Origin of the sequence: Mycobacterium sp., assembly GCF_046095365.1 — a bacterium.
Classification (GTDB): Bacteria; Actinomycetota; Actinomycetes; order Mycobacteriales; family Mycobacteriaceae; genus Mycobacterium.
This window is the reverse complement of the sequence record NZ_JBJTJF010000120.1, coordinates 1-17,593: the sequence shown is the minus strand read 5'-3', so window position 1 is coordinate 17,593 and position 17,593 is coordinate 1. Positions and strand designations below refer to the sequence as shown.

The 17,593-nt window shown below is 69.6% G+C and carries 17 protein-coding genes; 8 read left to right on the top strand and 9 right to left on the bottom strand.

From position 1 onward, the window contains the following. Positions 1-1,400 (bottom strand): carbamoyltransferase HypF (gene hypF, locus ACKOQ4_RS09905; protein ID WP_526291316.1); only part of this gene is annotated, 1,400 nt, incomplete at its 3' end. A 31-nt stretch (positions 1,401-1,431) separates the two neighbouring features. Between hypF and ACKOQ4_RS09900 the strand changes: the two genes are divergently transcribed. Together ACKOQ4_RS09900 and hypB are read left to right on the top strand one after the other, a co-directional pair. Next, positions 1,432-1,767, top strand: coding sequence for a hydrogenase maturation nickel metallochaperone HypA/HybF (locus ACKOQ4_RS09900; protein WP_526291314.1), 336 nt, complete (start codon positions 1,432-1,434; stop codon positions 1,765-1,767). A 12-nt stretch (positions 1,768-1,779) separates the two neighbouring features. Then, positions 1,780-2,577 carry a hydrogenase nickel incorporation protein HypB gene (gene hypB, locus ACKOQ4_RS09895; RefSeq protein WP_526291312.1) on the top strand — a complete coding sequence of 266 codons (798 nt, stop codon included), beginning with the start codon at positions 1,780-1,782 and terminating at the stop codon, positions 2,575-2,577. Here hypB and ACKOQ4_RS09890 read toward each other — a convergent pair. The 3 genes from ACKOQ4_RS09890 to ACKOQ4_RS09880 form a co-directional block, all read right to left on the bottom strand. Then, positions 2,570-4,726, bottom strand: a complete 2,157-nt coding sequence (locus ACKOQ4_RS09890) for an acyl-CoA dehydrogenase family protein (protein WP_526291310.1) — start codon at positions 4,724-4,726, stop codon at positions 2,570-2,572. The two genes, hypB and ACKOQ4_RS09890, sit on opposite strands and share 8 nt — an antisense overlap. Before the next feature lie 73 nt (positions 4,727-4,799). Further along, on the bottom strand, positions 4,800-5,078 hold the full coding sequence (locus ACKOQ4_RS09885) for an ArsR family transcriptional regulator (RefSeq protein ID WP_526291308.1): 279 nt from the start codon (positions 5,076-5,078) through the stop codon (positions 4,800-4,802). Between the two features lie 60 nt (positions 5,079-5,138). After that, positions 5,139-6,416 (bottom strand): ATP-binding protein, encoded by a 1,278-nt coding sequence (locus ACKOQ4_RS09880; protein ID WP_526291306.1) that lies wholly within the window; start codon positions 6,414-6,416, stop codon positions 5,139-5,141. A gap of 143 nt (positions 6,417-6,559) precedes the next feature. On the opposite strand from ACKOQ4_RS09880, the gene ACKOQ4_RS09875 reads away from it, so the two are divergent. Together ACKOQ4_RS09875 and ACKOQ4_RS09870 are read left to right on the top strand one after the other, a co-directional pair. After that, positions 6,560-8,842, top strand: a complete 2,283-nt coding sequence (locus tag ACKOQ4_RS09875) for a carbon starvation CstA family protein (RefSeq protein ID WP_526291304.1) — start codon at positions 6,560-6,562, stop codon at positions 8,840-8,842. Continuing rightward, positions 8,776-8,979: a YbdD/YjiX family protein gene (locus ACKOQ4_RS09870; RefSeq protein WP_526291302.1), complete on the top strand. Its 204-nt coding sequence runs from the start codon at positions 8,776-8,778 to the stop codon at positions 8,977-8,979. Before ACKOQ4_RS09875 ends, ACKOQ4_RS09870 begins: the two co-directional genes overlap by 67 nt. A gap of 3 nt (positions 8,980-8,982) precedes the next feature. On the opposite strand, the gene modA is transcribed toward ACKOQ4_RS09870, so the two are convergent. Both modA and phoU read right to left on the bottom strand, forming a co-directional pair. After that, on the bottom strand, positions 8,983-9,678 hold the full coding sequence (gene modA / locus ACKOQ4_RS09865) for a molybdate ABC transporter substrate-binding protein (RefSeq protein ID WP_526291318.1): 696 nt from the start codon (positions 9,676-9,678) through the stop codon (positions 8,983-8,985). Positions 9,679-9,982: 304 nt separating this feature from the next. Continuing rightward, complete coding sequence (gene phoU / locus ACKOQ4_RS09860) at positions 9,983-10,648, bottom strand: phosphate signaling complex protein PhoU (protein WP_526291300.1); 666 nt, start codon at positions 10,646-10,648, stop codon at positions 9,983-9,985. A gap of 197 nt (positions 10,649-10,845) precedes the next feature. On the opposite strand from phoU, the gene pstS reads away from it, so the two are divergent. Continuing rightward, the gene (gene pstS, locus ACKOQ4_RS09855) at positions 10,846-11,910 is read left to right on the top strand and encodes a phosphate ABC transporter substrate-binding protein PstS (protein ID WP_526291298.1); all 1,065 of its coding nucleotides are present in this window, start codon (positions 10,846-10,848) and stop codon (positions 11,908-11,910) included. A 38-nt stretch (positions 11,911-11,948) separates the two neighbouring features. Here the strand turns inward: pstS and ppk2 are convergent, their stop codons facing one another. Further along, positions 11,949-12,809 (bottom strand): polyphosphate kinase 2, encoded by an 861-nt coding sequence (ppk2, locus tag ACKOQ4_RS09850; protein ID WP_526291296.1) that lies wholly within the window; start codon positions 12,807-12,809, stop codon positions 11,949-11,951. A gap of 132 nt (positions 12,810-12,941) precedes the next feature. Here ppk2 and ACKOQ4_RS09845 point away from each other — a divergent pair, with 132 nt between their 5' ends. Together ACKOQ4_RS09845 and ACKOQ4_RS09840 are read left to right on the top strand one after the other, a co-directional pair. Beyond that, a complete protein-coding gene (locus tag ACKOQ4_RS09845; RefSeq protein WP_526291294.1) occupies positions 12,942-14,171 on the top strand; it encodes an acyl-CoA dehydrogenase family protein in 1,230 nt (409 codons plus the stop codon). Positions 14,172-14,176: 5 nt separating this feature from the next. Then, positions 14,177-15,301 carry an acyl-CoA dehydrogenase family protein gene (locus tag ACKOQ4_RS09840; protein WP_526291292.1) on the top strand — a complete coding sequence of 375 codons (1,125 nt, stop codon included), beginning with the start codon at positions 14,177-14,179 and terminating at the stop codon, positions 15,299-15,301. Positions 15,302-15,304: 3 nt separating this feature from the next. Here ACKOQ4_RS09840 and ACKOQ4_RS09835 read toward each other — a convergent pair whose 3' ends face one another. After that, a complete protein-coding gene (locus ACKOQ4_RS09835) occupies positions 15,305-16,087 on the bottom strand; it encodes a bestrophin-like domain (protein ID WP_526291290.1) in 783 nt (260 codons plus the stop codon). A gap of 89 nt (positions 16,088-16,176) precedes the next feature. Between ACKOQ4_RS09835 and ACKOQ4_RS09830 the strand changes: the two genes are divergently transcribed. Next, the gene (locus tag ACKOQ4_RS09830) at positions 16,177-16,806 is read left to right on the top strand and encodes a heme-binding protein (RefSeq protein WP_526291288.1); all 630 of its coding nucleotides are present in this window, start codon (positions 16,177-16,179) and stop codon (positions 16,804-16,806) included. Here the strand turns inward: ACKOQ4_RS09830 and ACKOQ4_RS09825 are convergent. Beyond that, the coding region (locus tag ACKOQ4_RS09825) for a hypothetical protein (RefSeq protein ID WP_526291286.1) at positions 16,803-17,593 on the bottom strand (791 nt) is incomplete at its 5' end. The two genes, ACKOQ4_RS09830 and ACKOQ4_RS09825, sit on opposite strands and share 4 nt — an antisense overlap.

Genomic DNA, 17,593 nt, shown 5'->3' with positions numbered 1-17,593 from the left:
GTGGCGTAGCCGGGATGCATGTCGCGGGCGATGACCGCCGGGCGACGGTCGGTCATGAAGGCCAGATGGTCCAGCGCGGGGGTGACGGCGGTCTGGGTGCGCGAATCGGCCATGTCACCGAGGTGGGCGGACAGGTGCGCGTAGCCGTCGGGCCCCATCAGGGCGAAGGTGGTCTTCAGGTCGCCGCCGGTGGCCAGGATCGTCTCGCCGGGCGGGGGTGACACCGACACCGGCAGCGGCGCGTAGCCGCGCGAGCGCCGCAGCGGTAGCTCGTCGCGCCGGTCGTCGAAGGTGACGACGGAGTCCTCGCACGGCACCCCGATGGGCCGGTCATGGGTCAGCACCGCGTCGGCCAGGCCGGTGATCCAGTCGAGGTCCTCGTCGCGGAAGACGATCGGCGAACCGCCCCGGTTGGCCGAGGTAATGACGAGCGCAAGCGGGCCCAGGCGGTCGAAGAGCAACTGGTGCACCGGCGAGTAGGCCAGCATCACGCCGAGGTCGGCCAGACCGGGTGCCACCGATGCGCTGACGGCATCGTCGGCGGTGTCACCGCGGCGCGCCAGCAGCACGATGGGCGCCGCCGGACTCGTCAGCGCCGCTGCGGCCGGCGCGTCGACCTCGGCGACCGCGCGGGCGGCATCGAGGTCGGCGACCATGACCGCGAAGGGCTTGGCGGGGCGGTCCTTGCGGGCCCGCAGCAGGTCGACCACCCCCGCGTCGTCGGCCCGGCAGGCCAGGTGGAAACCGCCGATGCCCTTGACCGCGACGATCTTTCCCGCCTTCACCGCGGCGGCCGCCGCACCGATCGGGTCACCGGCGTCGCCGGGTCCGCGCCACACCAGCGGGGGGCCGCAGTCCGGGCCGGCGATGGACTGGGCGTGATAGCGGCGGTCGAGCGGATCGTGGTACTCCGCGGCGCACGCGGTGCACATCGGGAAGCCCGCCATGGTGGTGGCGGGCCGGTCGTAGGGCAGGTCGGTGATGACGGTGTAGCGCGGTCCGCAGTTGGTGCAGGTGATGAAGGCGTGGCCGTACCGGCGGTCGGCGGGGTCGCGCATCTCGCGCCGACAGTCCGCGCAGATCGCGATGTCGGGGGGCACCAGCGTCCGTGCGGCGTCGGCGGTGCGGCTCTCGGTGATGGCGAAGCCGGTCTCGCCCGTCGGCGGCAGGCTGGTGACCTCGAGGGTGTCGATGCGGGCCATCGGGGGCGGGGTGCTGCGCAGCGCGGACACCGCCGCCGCCACGTCCGCGGCCGGTCCCTCCAACTCCGCGTGCACCGAACCGGCGTCGTTGTACACCCACCCGGCCAGTCCGTGCTCGGCGGCGATCCGGGCCAGGCCGGGCCGGAATCCCACACCCTGCACCACACCGGTGATGTCGAGGCGAACCCGGACGGTCACGCCGCCCACGCTAGACCTAGGGTGACGGTCGATGCATGAACTGTCGCTGTGCCAGGCGATCGCCGGGGTGGTCAAGCCGCACGCGGCCGGCCGCCGGGTGGACGTGGTGCGGGTGCAGATCGGCGCGCTGCGCCAGGTGGTGCCCGAATCGCTGTCGTTCTGCTGGACCCTGGTCCGCGATCACGCCGACATGCCGGGCGCCGAACTGGAACTGGAGTTCGTCACCGCCGAGGTCTGCTGTGGCGGCTGCGGGGAGCAGTCGGAGATCGCGTCGCGGTTCTCGGTCTGCTGCCCGCGGTGCGGCAGTGCTGATGTGACGGTGGTGCATGGCGAGGAGTTTCTAGTGACGTCGGTGGACGTGTCCTGAGGAGGCGAAGAGTTGGGTCGATTCCATCGTCATGACGACGGCACCGTGCACAGCCATGACCACAGCGAGCACGGGCATGAGCACGAGCACGAGCACGGCGACCACAGCGGGTACGCGACCGGCGACCAGCGCATCGAAGTGCTCGAGTCGATCTTCGCCGAGAACGACAACCGGGCCCAGATCAACCGGAAGCTTTTCGAGGACCACCAGATCCGGGCGCTGAACCTGATGAGCTCACCGGGCTCAGGCAAGACCACCCTGCTGGCCGCGACGCTCGACGAGCTGGCCGGCGAACTGGCGGTCGGTGTCGTCGAGGGCGACATCGCCACCGATCTCGACGCCGCCGCACTCGGCGGCCGCGGCGCCCAGATCTCGCTGCTGAACACGAGCAACGGGTTCGGCGGCGAATGCCACCTGGACGCCCCGATGGTCAACCGGGCACTGGCCGGCCTCGAGCTGGGCGCCCTGGATCTGGTGATCATCGAGAACGTGGGAAATCTGGTGTGCCCGGCGGAGTTCGACGTCGGCGAGCACGCCAAGGCGATGGTGTACTCGGTCACCGAGGGCGAGGACAAACCGCTGAAGTACCCGGTGATGTTCCGCTCGGTGGATCTGGTGCTGCTGAACAAGATCGATCTGGTGCCCTATCTCGACGCCGACGTCGCCACCTACGCCGATCGGGTGCGCCAGGTCAATCCGGGCGCCGCAATCCTGCCGGTCAGCGCGCGCACCGGCGAAGGTATGGCCGCCTGGTTCGACTGGATACGCGCCTTCGCCGCCGGCCGGGTGCAGAAGCCGTCGGCTACCTGATCAAGGGATCACGCGGCATACCCAGGATTCGCTCGGCGATCTGGTTGCGCGCCACCTCCGAGGTGCCCCCGGCGATGGCCATGCCGCGCGCACCCATGGCGGCCATGGCCGCCAGTTGCCCCTCGCCGCCCTCGAGCGCGAGATCCGGACCGACCAGCGCGGCGGCGATGGCCCCCTGCTCCTGAAAGTGCTCGGCCAGTTTGAGTTTGGTGATGTTGCCCTCCGGCCCCGGCCCGGCACCCTCGATGCTGCGGGCGGCGCTGCGCAGGTTCAGCAGCCGAAGCGCGTGGTCATCGGCCAGGAAGCGACCGACCCGCTGGCGGGCATCGACGATGCGCGCGCCGCGCGTCGTGGCCAGCTGCATCAGCCACGCGGTGGCCGGTGCGATGCCGCCCGCCCCGCCGCCGATGCTGACGCGCTCGTTGCCGAGGGTGGCGCGAGCGACGGTCCAGCCCGCGTTGGGTTCGCCGACGACGTCCTCGTCAGGCACGAACACATCGTTGAAGAACACCTCGTTGAACTCCGACTCCCCGACGATCTGACGCAGCGGACGGACCTCGATCCCGGGCGCTTTCATGTCGAGGATCACCATCGTGATCCCGGCGTGCTTGGGCGCGTCGACGTCGGTGCGCACCGTCGCCAGGCCGCGGCGGGCGTAGTGCGCGCCGCTGGTCCACACCTTCTGTCCGTTGATCGTCCAGCCCCCCTCGACCCGTGTTGCCCGGGTCTTGACCGCCGCGGCGTCCGAGCCCGCCGACGGCTCGGAGAACAGCTGACACCAGATCTCGTCCTTGCGCAGCGCCGGGTCCACGAAACGCTCGATCTGCGAGGGGGTTCCGTACTGGATCAGGGTCAGGATCACCCAGCCGGTGATTCCGTAGTCCGGTCGCCTCACGCCCGCCGCGGCGAATTCCTCGTCGGCCAGCAGCTGCTCGACCGCGCCGGCGGCCCGGCCCCACGGCTTGGGCCAGTGCGGCATCAGGTAGCCGGTGGCGATCAGCTCGTCGAGTTGGGCCTTCTCGTCCAGGGCCGCGATGCGCCGGGCCTCGGCACGGATCCCGGAGCGCACCTGCTCGGCCTCGACCGGCAGGTCCAGGCTGTTGGCGCGCTTGAGGCCGGCGGCGGTGAGTTCGAACAGGTCGGTGGCCGGGCCGTCCCCTCCCAGCAGGGCCTGCACCGCCAGCGCCCGGCGCAGGTGCAGGTGGGCGTCGTGCTCCCAGGTGAACCCGATACCGCCGTGGACCTGGATGTTGAGTTCGGCGTTGCGCACGTAGGCCGGGAAGGCCAGCGCGGCGGCGGCGGCGGCGATCAGTCCGAACTGCTGCTCGTCCTCGCCGGCGGCGCGGGCGGCGTCCCATACACAGGCCACCGCCGACTCGGAGGCGACGAGCATGTCGGCGCAGTGGTGTTTGACGGCCTGGAAGGTCGCGATGGTGCGGCCGAACTGCTCACGGACCTTGGCGTATGCCACGGCGGCGTCCACGCAGTCCGACGCACCCCCGGCGGCTTCGGCCGCGAACAGGGTGCGAGCCCGGGCCAGCGCGCCGGCGCGCGCTCCGGCAAGCACCTCCACGACGGCGTCGCTGAGCACCACGGTTCCCGACCGGCGGCCGCGGTCGAGGTTCTCGGGCACCTGCACCGAAACCCCGTCGGCCCCGCGCTGCACCAGAACCATGTCGTCGCCGGCTGCGATCAGCAGCAGGTCGGCCAGCCCCGCCCCGAGCGCCACCCCCGCTTCGCCCGACGCCCGTCCTCCCGACGTCGCGACCTCGCCTCCGAATCCGATTGCGCCGGTGAGGGATCCGTCGACCAGGCGGGGCAGCCACCGGTTCTTCTGTTCTTCGGTACCGAGGGCGGCCAGCACTGCGGAGACCGCGACGGTCGGCACGAAGGGCCCGGGCGCAGCGGCCCGGCCCAGCTCGTCGATGACGACCACGAGTTCGGGCAGTCCGAAACCCGACCCGCCGTAGGTCTCGTCGATGTGCAGCCCCAGCCAGCCCAGTTCGGCCAGTTCACCCCAGAACGGCGGCCTGGTCTCCTCGTCGGCGTCGAGCAGCTCGCGGGCCGCCCAGCGCGCCTTCTGCGCCGTCAGGAACGATCGCGCGACCTCGCCGAGTTCGCGGTGGTCGTCGGTGAGAGCGATGGGCATCGTTGCCTCCTCCGGACCTGCATGGTCCCCGCTCCCGACGTTACCGCCCCGCCGGGGTGGCGGGATCGCAGCCCTATTCCAGGGCGTTGATCAGTTCGCCGACGTTGTGGTGGGCCTCCAGCGGGTGGCGCAGCCGCCCCTTCCGGTTGACCGTGTAGAGGTTGCGCCGGCCTTCCTTGGTCTTGTTCAGGTAGCCGCCGACGGTCAGGTCGGCCAGGATCACCTGCACGGCACGCTCGGTGATGCCGATCCTCAGACCGAGTTCGCGCGCGGTCAGGGCTTCCCCACGCGACAGACACAGCAGCACGTGGGCGTGGTTGGTCAGGAAAGTCCAGCCACGTCCGTCCTCCATGGATAAGTTTGTACTGCGCGAATTCACGTACGGCAAGTCACGAACTGCAAAAGTCCCGAATCACAACCGGGCGAACTCTGCCTTGCCGCGTTCGAATTCTGCGAGCATCGCGGCGGTGAGGGTCGGCCTGATCTCTCCGATCGCCGTCAGGTAGTCCTCGGTGGTTGCCGGCCGGCCGCGGCCGTCGCGCATCTCCCGTTCGAAGGCCGACTGCGCGCCCTTGCGGGCGGCGAACTCGATGTCGGCGGGGGTGAACAGTTCCGAGGCGGTGACCAGACGGTCGACGTCGACGTTGCCGTTGGTCGCGCCGAGGTAGCGCCGCCACACCGCGTGGCGGGCCGGCTGGTCGGGCGGCCCGACCGGGATGACGTAGTCGAAGCGGCCGGGACGCAGGAACGCCGAATCCAGCGAGTGCACCGCGTTGGTGGCACACACCAGCAACCGGCTGTCGTGCTGGCGGAACGCCGGGATCAGTTTGAGCAGCTCGTTGGTGACCCCGAGTTCGGCGGTGGAGGCACCCGACCGGGCGGTGGCGATCTCCTCCACCTCGTCGATGAACAACACCAGCTCGTCGAGTTCGGCGAGATCGGCGAACGCCTCCCGCAGCGACGCCGCCAGCCCGCCGGTGCCGGTGGCCGCCAGCCGGGACGGGAACAGTTCGACGAAGGGCCAGCCCAGCCGCGACGAAATCGCCTTGGCGAAGCTGGTTTTCCCGGTTCCGGGCGGGCCGAAAAGGATGACGGCCTTGGGCGGGCTGACGCCGTAGCGGTCTGCGACGTCGGGATGGGCCAGCGGGTCGACGATGCGCCGCTCGATGATCTGCTTCTCGTACTCCATACCGGCCATGTCGTTCCACAGTCCGGGGGGCAGCACCAGCCAACCCAGTTCCTCGAGCAGATTGGCCTGATCCGGTCCGAGATGCTCGAGCAGCTCGAAGTAGGCCAGCCGGTCGCGACGGGCGTATCCCGAGTTCTCCAGCGCCGCAACACCGGTGGCGCCGTCGGGCAGCACCGCGCAGATCCGCCGCACCCCCGCTGAGCGCAACCGCCGCTCCAGTTCGCCCAGCAATGCCGAGCCGACCCCCCGGTTACGCCACCGCGATCCGATGGCCAGCAGCAGAATCCACGCCCGCTCGCCCTGGGTCTGGGCCACCGCCATGCCGACCATCTCGTCGCCCACCTCGGCCACCACCGCCGGTTCGCCGGCCCGCGCGGCGGCCATCACCTCGGCGACGCTGAAGACCGGTTCCTCCGATCCGGGACCGCGGGTCTGGTCCCAGATGCCGATCGCCTTGTCGAGGTCCTCCTCGTGGTAGTCGCGCAGGCGCCACACCGGCATCGCACTCACCTCCTCGGTGCTCCCCCGAAACATATGTCAGAGCCGTTGAGCCTGCCGGGATCACCGGTGCGCGCATCCCCCATCCGGTGGAGATCGGCAGGGGAGGCGTCGCCGGGGTGCATCGGGTGCAAGGATCGCTGGTTATGGAAACCATCGAGGAGGTCCGCGGCTACGTCACCTACGTCCGGACCGACCCCGACCTGCCGCCGGTGGCGATCATCGACCGCTCGCCCATCAGCACCAGGCACAAGCTGGTCTTCGGCGCCATCGCGGTGCTCGGCGCGATCGCCTGGGCGGTCATCGCCTTCCTGCGCGGGGAGACCGTCAACGCCGTCTGGTTCGTCATCGCCGCGATCTGCACCTACGTCATCGGGTTCCGGTTCTATGCCCGGCTGATCGAGATGAAGATCGTCCGCCCGCGCGACGACCACGCCACCCCGGCGGAGGTCTACGAGAACGCCACCGACTACATGCCCACCGACCGGCGGGTGCTGTTCGGCCACCACTTCGCCGCGATCGCCGGGGCCGGTCCGCTGGTGGGTCCGGTGCTGGCCGCGCAGATGGGCTATCTGCCCGGCACCATCTGGATCATCATCGGCGCGGTGCTGGCCGGGTGTGTGCAGGACTACCTGGTGCTGGCGATCTCGACGCGGCGCCGGGGCCGCTCGCTGGGCCAGATGGCCCGCGACGAACTCGGCGCGGTGGGCGGCACCGCCGCGATCGTCGGGGTGCTGGTGATCATGGTGATCCTGCTGGCCGTGCTGGGGCTGGTGGTGGTCAACGCGCTCGCCGAAAGCCCTTGGGGGGTCTTCTCGATCGCGATGACGATCCCGATCGCCGTTTTCATGGGTCTGTACCTTCGCTTCATCCGCCCGGGGCGGGTCTCGGAGGTCTCGCTGATCGGGGTGGTGCTGCTCCTGGCGGCGGTGGCCGGCGGCGGCTGGATCGACCACACCGGCTGGGGTGTGGAGTTGTTCACCCTGTCCAAGGTCACCCTGTCGTGGTGCCTGATCATCTACGGGCTGGCCGCGTCGGTGCTGCCGGTCTGGCTGCTGCTGGCCCCGCGCGACTACCTGTCGACGTTCATGAAGATCGGCACCATCGCACTGCTGGCGGTCGGCATTCTGCTGGCCCGGCCGGTGATGCAGGCCCCGGCCGTCTCGCAGTTCGCCACCTCCGGCGCCGGCCCGGTGTTCGCCGGTTCGCTCTTCCCGTTCCTGTTCATCACGATCGCGTGCGGGGCACTGTCCGGCTTCCATTCCCTGATCGCCTCGGGCACCACCCCGAAGCTGCTGGAGAAGGAAGGCCAGATGCGGCTGATCGGCTACGGCGGGATGATGACCGAGTCCTTCGTGGCGGTCATGGCGCTGATCACCGCGTCGATTCTCAATCAGCACCTGTACTTCGCCATCAACGCACCGGCCGCGGCCACCGGAGCCACCGCCGAGACCGCAGCCGCCTATGTCAACAAGCTCGGACTTTCCGGCGCGCCGATCACCCCCGCCGAAATCACCGACGCCGCAACGAGTGTCGGCGAACAGTCGATCGTCTCGCGCACCGGCGGTGCACCCACCCTGGCGTTCGGCATGGCACAGGTTCTCAGCTCGGTGTTCGGCGGCAGCGGGCTGAAGGCCTTCTGGTACCACTTCGCGATCATGTTCGAGGCGCTGTTCATCCTCACCACCCTCGACGCCGGCACCCGGGTGGCCCGGTTCATGCTCTCCGACGGGCTGAGCAACCTCGGCGGCCCGCTGCGCCGGCTGCACGACCCCAGCTGGCGGCTCGGGGCCTGGGTGTGCAGCGTGGCCGTGGTGGCCGCGTGGGGCTCGATCCTGCTGATGGGCGTCACCGACCCGCTCGGCGGCATCAACACGCTCTTCCCGCTGTTCGGCATCGCCAATCAGCTGCTGGCCGCCATCGCCCTGACCGTGGTCACCGTGGTGGTGATCAAGATGGGACTGCTGAAGTGGGCCTGGATCCCGGGTATTCCGCTGCTGTGGGATCTGACCGTCACGCTGACGGCGTCGTGGCAGAAGATCTTCTCCGGGGATCCCAAGCTCGGGTACTGGACGCAGCATTTCCAGTATCGGGACGCCCTGGCGGCCGGCAAGACCTCGTTCGGCGCCGCCAAGAACCCCGCCCAGTTGAACGACGTCATCCGCAACACGTTCATCCAGGGCACCCTGTCGATCGTGTTCGCGGTGGTGGTGCTGACCGTCGTCGCAGCCGCCGTCGTGATGGCACTTCGTTCCATCCGCGGCGGCGGACGGCCGCTGGCGGTGGAGACTCCGGTGCCGTCGCGGATCTTCGGTCCGGCAAGGCTTTTCGCGACACCTCTGGAGAAGGAGGTGCAGAAGCAATGGGACGCCTTGGAGATCTCGGGTCCGGTCTCGTCCGCCGGATCGGCTGGTACGTCGGGACGTTGATGGGCGACAACCACTACCGGCGTTATCTCGAGCACCGCCGTCGCACCCATCCGGGTCAGCCGGTGCTGTCCGAGGCCGCCTACTGGCGGGTCCGACACGAGCAGGCCGGGCGAAGTCCGGGCGCGCGGTGCTGCTGACGCTCAGGGCCGGCGAAACCCTGCCGCCGCCAGAGCCTGCTGCCCGGCCGCGCCGGAGACGAACTCGATGAACTTCCGTGCCGCGCCGGGGTTGCGCGCGCCCTTGACCATCGCGATGCGGTAGCGGTTGACCGGGGACTCCGGGACGGCCACCTCGGACACCTTCTCCCCCGCCGCCCGGGCGTCGGTCGAGTACACCACCCCGGCGTCGGCCTGGCCGCTGATCACCTTGGTGAGCACATCGGTCACCTGGGACTCCTCGCTGACCGGATCGAGGTTGACCCCGGTGGCGCGCTCGAGCATGACGGTGGCCGCACCGCAGGGCACCTGCGGCGCGCACAAGACGACCGCGAGGCCGGGGCGGTCCAGGTCCCGGAACGAACCGACCCGACGCGGGTTGCCCGGCGCCACCACGATCGTCAGCGTGTTGGCGGCGAAGTCGACCGGGGAGCCTTCGGTCAGGCCGGCCAGCGCCGCCTTGTCCATCGTCGCCGCGTCTGCGGTGGCCAGCACGTCGGCGGGCGCGCCCTGGGTGAGTTGGGAGAGCAGGTCGGCCGAACCGGCGAAGGTGGACTCCACGGCCGAACCGGGGTTGTCGGCCTCGAACCGCCCGGAGATCTCGGTGAAAGCCTTCCGCAGTGAAGCCGCACCGAACACCGCGACCGTTCCGTCGCCGCCCGCGGCGTCGGGCGGCGCCATCGCGCACCCGTTCAGCACCAGCAGCACGGCGACGGCCGCGGCCCTGGTCGGAGCTCGCACGCCGCAACCCTAAGACGTGGACGAAAGGCCCGGCCCCTTATCCAGGGACCGGGCCTCTCCGGGCCGGGTCAGTGGTGACGCCCACCGGCGTCCCACGTCCTTTTCCCGCCCGCGGAAGCCGCCAAACATGCCGGAGACGACCTTTTCGACGTGACCCTTCGACGATGACCATTTCGGAGATGACCATTTCGGAGATGACCTTCTCGGAGATGACCTTTTCGGAGATGACCTTTTCGGAGATGACCTAGTGCGCCGAGACCTGCTCGTCGGAGTAGACGTGACCGGTCGCCTGGAAGATGACCCGCCGGGCGATCTCCACGGCGTGATCGGCGAACCGCTCGTAGTAACGGCTCAGCAGGGTCACATCCACCGCCGCGGCCGTACCGTAGCGCCAGTCCCGGTGCATCATGACCGTGAACAGATGCCGGTGCAGGTCGTCCATCGCATCATCGGCCTCCCGGATGTAGCGGGCCCGGCCGAGGTCACTGGACACGATGACCTGGCGGGCATTGGCTTCCAAGTCCGCGGCGATGGCGCCCATTTCGGCGAAATAGCCACTCACCGCATCCGGAAGCGCCCGCTGGGGATGTCGCCGTCGGGCGATCTCGGCGACGTGCAGGGCCAGGACCCCCATCCGTTCGATGTCGGCAACGATCTGGATGGAGGAGACGATCGAGCGCAGATCCCGCGCCATGGGCGCCTGCTGGGTCAGCAGCCGGAATCCGGTCTCCTCGACCTCGGTGCCCGCGGTCCGGATGTGCTCCTGGTCGCCGATCACCTTCTCGGCCAGCGCCAGATCCGCGTTCAGCAGAGCCTGGGTCGCACGTTCCATCGCGATCCCGGCCAGCCGGCACATCTGGGCCAGCTGGTCGGTGAGAACGGCGAGTTGCGCGCCACAGGAGGACCGCATAGCCCAAGGGTATGGACCGCGGGTACACCGACCGACCCACCACGATTGAATTCCTGGTGAATGTCGCCCCAACTCGCAGGGGTGCCCGCGCATCGCCCCCGGCGCAGGTGTTCAATTCGCCCCAGCCCGTGGTGCCCGCGGGTGGTGACACGTTCGCCGGAGAGGTGATTCTGCTTGTGAACCGCTTGGCCAGGACGATGACCGCGGCGGTATCGGCCGTCGCGCTGAGCGGATCCGCCGCCTGTGCCGGCACCGAACGCATCGCGGCGGAATGCACCGGAAAGAAATCACTCACCGCGAGCGGGTCCTCGGCGCAGGCAGAGGCGATCAACCACTTCGCGGCCGTCTATGCCGGTCTCTGCCGCGGTCGGGGAGTCGACTACACATCCGCCGGTTCGGCGGTGGGCCGTGCCGATTTCATCGCCGGGCGCACCGATTTCGGGGGCAGCGACACTCCGCTGGGAGCCACGGCCGGTGAGCAGCAGATGGCCCGGTCGCGGTGCGGCGGCCACCCGGCATGGAATCTCCCACTGGTGTTCGGTGCGATCGCGATCATCTACAACGTCTCCGGCGCCGGCTCTCTGGCCCTCGACGCCGCGACGGCCGCCAAGATCTTCAACGGCACGATCAATAGCTGGGATGCTCCGGAGATCGCGGCCCTCAACCCCGGTCTCCGCCTGCCGGGGAGCCCGATCGTCGTGATCGCGCGGACCGACGAGTCGGGGACCACCGACAATTTCCAGAGATACCTCCAGGCCGCTGCCGGTGCGGCATGGGGCACCGGGGCGGGCGAGACCTTCCGCGGCGTCGCGGGGAAGAAGGCCAAGGGCAACGAAGGTATGTGGGCGACGCTTCGCAGCGTTCCCGGATCGATCACCTACGTCGCATGGCCGTTCGCCAAGCGGAACGATCTCACGAGCGCGCGTCTGGTGACCTCTGCCGGATCCGAGCCCGTCGCGCTTTCGGTGGACTCTGTCAGCAGGTCGATCGCCGGCATCCGGATCCAGAGCCCCGGCAACGATGTGCTGCTGGACACCTCCGCGTTGTACGAGCCGACCCAACCGGGCGCCTATCCGATCGTCATGACCAGCTACGAGATCGTCTGCTCGGTCTACCCGGATTCGGAAACGGCGTCTGCGGTGCGCGGATTCCTCACCGCAGCCCTCGAAGCCGGCCAGATCGGGCTGACCGACGAAGGCTATGTGCCGGTTCCGGATTCGGTCCGGACCCGATTGAGCGCCGCGATCGCCGCCATCGCCTGAACCCGGACGCGATGCACCCGGGCCACCCGTCCGGGTCCTCAGTCCGAGTGGGACAGGGCGCGGCCCACGATCAGCGGATCGGGCAGCCCGACCGCTTCTTGGTCCTTGTCGGCATAGTCGAACTTGTTCAGCACGTGGCGCATCGCGTTGACCCGGGCACGCTTCTTGTCATTGCTCTTGATCACCGTCCACGGCGCGACCTCGGTGTCGGTCCAGTTGAACATGTCCTCCTTGGCCGCGGTGTAGTCGTCCCACTTGTCCAGCGACGCCAGATCGGTGGGCGAGAGTTTCCACTGCCGCACCGGATCGACGTGCCGGATGGTGAATCGGGTGCGTTGCTCCGACGCCGAGACCGAGAACCACAGCTTGATCAGGCTGATCCCGTCATTGACCAGCATCTGCTCGAACAGCGGAACCTGACGGACGAATTCGGCGTGCTGCTTGGGGGTGCAGTAGCCCATGACCCGCTCCACCCCGGCGCGGTTGTACCAGGACCGGTCGAACAGCACGATCTCCCCGGCCGACGGCAGGTGGTTGACGTAGCGCTGGAAGTACCACTGGGTGCTTTCCTTCTCGGTCGGCTTCTCCAGCGCCACCACCCGGGCGCCGCGCGGATTGAGGTGCTCCATGAACCTCTTGATGGTGCCGCCCTTGCCAGCGGCGTCGCGGCCCTCGAACACCACCACGTGCCGCAGGCCGTTCGCCTTGGTCCAGTTCTGGAACTTGAGCAGTTCGACCTGCAGGATGTGCTTCTGCTCCTCGTAGTCCGGGCGCTCCATACGGTGGTCGTAGGGGTCGTTCTCGCGCCAGGTATCCACGGCGACGCCGGCCGGATCCAGCAGGATCGGGTCGTCGTCCTCGTCGTCGACGACGGTGTAGCCGTCCAGATGTATCTGCACGCGCGCACCATAGCGCAGGTGATCGACGGTGGGGTTATCAAAAGGTGAACGGAGGAATTCCCGACGAGCACGGGGTGCACCACCGCGCGCCGCCCCGGGGTTACCGTTCAGGGGACGAAGGAGAGGCGCGGGATGGACCTGGCGTGGTCGGCGGCGGATCTTGAGTTTCGCGACGAGGTGCGGGCGTTCCTCGACGACCGGCTCACCCCCGAACTGCGCCGGGCCGGCCGGCTGATGACCAGCGTCTACGCCGACCACCGGGCGAGCATGGCCTGGCAGGCGATCCTGCACGAACGCGGTTGGGCCGCCCCGGCCTGGCCGGTGGAGTACGGCGGCTGCGACTGGACGCTGACCCAGCACTACATCTTCAGCCGGGAATCCACCCTCGCCGGTGCCCCCAGCCTGTCTCCGATGGGCATCAGCATGGTCGCCCACGCGATCATCGCCTTCGGTACCGCCGAGCAGAAGGACTTCTTCCTGCCCCGGATCCTGACCGGCGAGGTGTTCTTCTGCCAGGGCTATTCCGAACCCGAGTCCGGATCCGACCTGGCGTCGCTGTCGATGGCCGCACTAGACGACGGCGACGACCTGGTGTGCACCGGCAGCAAGATCTGGACCACCCATGCCGCCGAGGCGAATTGGATCTTCGCCCTGGTGCGCACCACCCGCGCACAACGCAAACAGCAGGGCATCACCTTCCTGCTCATCGACATGACCACCCCGGGCATCGAGGTCCGCCCCCTGGTGATGACCTCCGGCGAGGAGATCCAGACCCAGATCTTCTTCGACTCGGTCCGGGTGCCCAAGTCCAACGTCGTCGGCAGGATCGACGACGGCTGGACGGTGGCCAAGTACCTGCTGGAATTCGAACGCGGCGGGGGTGCGGCGGCACCGGCGCTGCAGGTGATGGCCGAGTCGATCGGCGCCGAGGCCGCCCGCCCCGGTGCCGACGGTGTCGCCCTGCTCGACGATCCGGCTTTCGCCGCCAAACTCGCCGACGTCCGGATCCGCACCGAGGTGCTGGAGATCCTGGAGTACCGGGTGCTGGCCGTGGTGGCCGAGGGCGGCAACCCCGGCGCCGCCTCGTCGATGCTGAAGATCCTGGCGACGGAGTTGAGCCAGGCCATCACCGAACTGGCGATGGAGGCCGCCGGGCCGCGCGGCCGGGTCTATCAGCCGCATGCCGGCCGGCCCGGCGGTCCGGTGGCCGACTATCAGCCGCCACCGGACGGCTATATCAGCGGCGAGCCATGGCAGGCGGTGGCCGCGCTGCGTTACTTCAACGACCGGGCCGGTTCGATCTACGCCGGCAGCAACGAGATTCAGCGCAACATCCTGGCCAAGGCGACCCTGGGGCTCTGAAGGAGATGGACTTCAACCTGACCCCGGAACAGGACATGCTGCGCGAGGGCCTGAGCAGGTTCCTGGTCGCGCGCTACGACCTGGGGCGTAGCCGGGCCGCGGCCAAGACCGGCGCGGGCTGGCAACCGGAGATCTGGCGCAGTTTCGCCGGGGAACTGGGCATCCTGGGCGCCACCTTGCCGGCATCGGCGGGCGGCACCGGGGGCGGTCCGGTCGAGGCGATGGTGATCGCCGAGGAACTCGGGCGCGCGCTGGTGATCGAGCCGTTCATCGACACCGTGGTGGTGGCCGGCGGTCTGCTTCAGCGGGCCTGCAAAGCGGAGGCGACGGCGGTGCTGGAAAGCATCACAGACGGCACGGCCGTGGTCGCCCTGGCGGCCGACGAGGGCTCGGATGACTGGGAATCGGTGTCGACCATCGCAGTCCGAGACGGCGACGACTGGGTGCTGACCGGATCCAAGGCCGTGGTGATGTCGGCACCGATCGCCACGCACCTGCTGATCACCGCTCGCACCGCGGCCGGGCCGCAGGGGATTTCGCTGTTCCTCGCCGACTTCGACCCGGCCGCGCCGCCCGCCGGGGTGACCGCCCACCCCTACCGCACCGTCGACGACCGTCGCGCCGCGGACATCGTCCTCGACGGCGTGCGACTGCCCGCCGCGGCGCTGGTTCAGTCCGACGGGTGGCCGTCGCTTTCCCGGGCCCGCGACGACGGGGCGGCCGCGGTGTGCGCCGAGGCGGTCGGCGCCATGCGCAGGGTGCTGGCCGACACCGTGGACTACTGCAAGCAGCGTCAGCAGTTCGGCGTCCCGATCGGCAGTTTCCAGGTGCTCCAGCACCGGATGGTGGACATGCACATCGAACTCGAGCAGGCGGTGGCGGCGACTTATCTGGCGGTGTTGCACCTGGAATCCGAGCCGCGGGTCAGAGCCCGCGCGGTGTCGGCGGCCAAGGCGACGGTGGGCCGGGCGGCCCGTTTCGTCGGCCAGAACGCGGTGCAGTTGCACGGCGGCATGGGCATGACCGAGGAACTGGCGATCGGCCACTATTTCAAGCGGCTCACCGCCCTGCAGTACGAATTCGGCTCCACCGACCACCACCGGTCGCGGTACGCCCGGCTGACCCGTTAGGGCTCAGGGTGCGGCGATCTGCTGCGCGACGGTGCGCAGCGGATCCAGGTTGGCGCCCGACCGGATCGCGAACGGGTAGGCGAGGGCCAGCACCACCGCCAGCGACAGCGCGGGGATGATGCACCAGACATAGATCAGCGTCGGGCGGGCATAGATCACCGTCGTCACCCCCATCACGATCGATGCCAGTGCCCCGACAACGACGACAAGCACACCCAGCGGGACGGGCAGGGCACGGTTCGCCACCGCCTCGACCCCCGCCGAGGCGGTGCTGACCGCCGTGGCGGCCGACACCAGACTGGCCGTCTGCCACCGTCCCGCCGCGGGTCCGTTGGCGTAGGCGTGCAGGGCGTTCTCGAACGTGTCCAGCGGCACCGCCGACGGGAGATCGGTGGCGCCTCCCCTACGCAGCACCCCGACATCCTCGTTGGCCGCCGTCGCGGCGTAGGTCCTGAGCAGATCCATCAGCGCGGCAGCCTGCGGCCGGTCGCCGATGTTGTTGAGCTCCCAGGCCATCTGGTGGATCGCGGCCGCCTTCTGCTCGACGGCGACCTGTCCCGCCGTCACCGCCCCCCAGGTGACGTTGATGGCGAAGCCGACGAAGAAGGCGAAGGTCGCCGCCACGCCGGTGAGGAGGTTCTTGGCCTGTTCGGAGGCGTCTTCACGCTCCTGTTCGTCAAGCCGCCGGCGAACGAGAGCGCGGGCGCCCAGGCTCACGGCGGCGAAGAACACGAACAGCACCGCGAACATCGCCCACGGCGGCATCGAGACTATGAACACCCTCACGCTGGGAAAAATATCAGCGATGGCCCAACGGAACCCGGGGATCACCGTCCGGCGTTGAATGGTCGTCGACGCACAACGAAGGAGTCCTGATGCTGAACAGAATCACCGATGCGCTGGGCCAGGTCGCCGAGGCCGGCGGCAGCATCGTCGGGATCCGCCACGGGACCGAGGAACCGTCGTTCACGGTGGAACGCCGGGTCGGTGACGTGGAGATCCGCCGGTACGGGTCACGGATCGCCGCGGAGACCACGATCGACGCGAACGAGGAAGCCGCGCGCAACGAGGGTTTCCGCCGGCTGGCGCGCTACATCTTCGGCGGCAACCAGGCCAGAACCAAGATCGCGATGACCGCACCGGTGGCCCAGCAGCAGGGCCAGAAGATCGCCATGACCGCGCCGGTCTCGGCCCAGCGCGGCGGTTCCGGGCAGTGGGTGATCCGCTTCTTCATGCCGTCGAAACAGACGCTGGACACCCTGCCCACCCCCAACGACGAGCGGGTGCGCCTGGTGGCGGTGCCCGGCGAACGGGTGGCGGTGCTGCGGTTCTCCGGTATCGCCAGCCCGGAGGCGGTGGCCACCCGCACCGCGGAACTGCTGAAGACGTTGCAGGACAGCGCTGTTGAACCTGCGGGCGAGCCGGTCACGTGGTTCTACGACCCGCCCTGGACGATCCCCTTCCGCCGCCGCAACGAGGTGGCGGTCAGCCTGGGCGCCGCCTAGGAACCCGGCGCGGTATCGGCTGAAACCGGAGCGGGGGCGGAATCGCCGGATGCGCTCGCGGAATCGGACGCCGGTGCGGCCGCGGAGTGTGCCGGCGCGGCGAGGGCTGAAGACGATGACGACGTGCCCGAACCATTGGGAATCGACGTCGCCGATGCCGAGGATGCGGCAGGCGTCGCGGCCGGCGTTGCGTTGGACGCCGGTGGCGTCGCAGCCGGCGTCACCGCGTCCGGAGCCGCGGCGGTCACCGGAGCCTCGGGGGCAGCCGGCGCGCCCGCGTCCGGCCGGGGCCCCGCGGGCCCCTGACTGTCAGGCACGCTCTCGGGCAGCTTGGAGTTGTCGACCGGGCGGTTGGCGATGATCAGCAGCGCGTCGCTGGCCGAGACCTCCTTGCCCTTGATCGCGTTCCACACGTCCTTGAGGTATCCCAGTGTCGGATGCTCCGAGGGGGCGGACTGGGTGGTCCCCGGCGGGAGGCTGTCCGGTCCGGGCAGGTGCGAGACCCCGTCCGGCGGAGTGATCGACGCCGTGGCCGGCTCGGCCGACGTTGGGCCGGCGGGCTGGGCGACCACGGCGGCGCCGGCGGGCTGGGCGACCGCGGCGGCGTCAGCGGCCGGCTGGGCGACCGCGGCGGCGTCAGCGGCCGGCTGGGCGACCACAGCGGCGTCAGCGGCCGGCTGGGCGACCACAGCGGCCGGGTCGACAGGGGCGGCCGGATCTGCCAGAGCCGCGGGCGCCCCCAGGGCGGCCGCCGATACGCCCAGCGCGCCGACGGCGAGCCCTACGC